Below are 400 nucleotides of genomic sequence, written 5' to 3'. Positions count from 1 at the left end.
ACTCAACGAGTGCTCTTTTTGCAAAGACATTCGCTCTGCCTTTTCCGCACTCTCCGTCATAGCGACGGCCAACATTAGACTCGGTGGAACAAACCTCATCAGATATTCATTCTTGTCTGAGATGATGACACCTTCGGTATACGCTCGAGCCTGCTTGGTTGTAGATACAATCATATCTACCTTTTCATCTGATAATTCTCTATATTTAGCAACAAGACGCGCTTCACTGACCGTCGTATTCAAGCAGTAGAACCACTCGAGCATGCTCAACAATTTTTCGGCCTCACCCGAGCAGTCAGAAACATTCTGGCTGGCCAGAATACAGCTTATCCCCAGCTTACGAGCTGTCTTCACCTGTCTAACAATCAACTGTGAAAGCATGTCATTCGACAATAGTAAG

1 pseudogene is annotated in these 400 nt (G+C 45.2%); it reads right to left on the bottom strand.

What is annotated here, in order from left to right:
- Positions 1–400: pseudogene (locus tag AB4585_RS27875) on the bottom strand (conjugative transfer ATPase); the annotation flags it as partial.

It is taken from the genome of Vibrio sp. 10N.222.49.C9, from assembly GCF_041474985.1.
In the GTDB taxonomy this organism is placed as follows: domain Bacteria; phylum Pseudomonadota; class Gammaproteobacteria; order Enterobacterales; family Vibrionaceae; genus Vibrio; species Vibrio crassostreae_C.
Note: the sequence above shows the minus strand (reverse complement) of the source record. Positions and strands in the feature narration are given on the sequence as shown.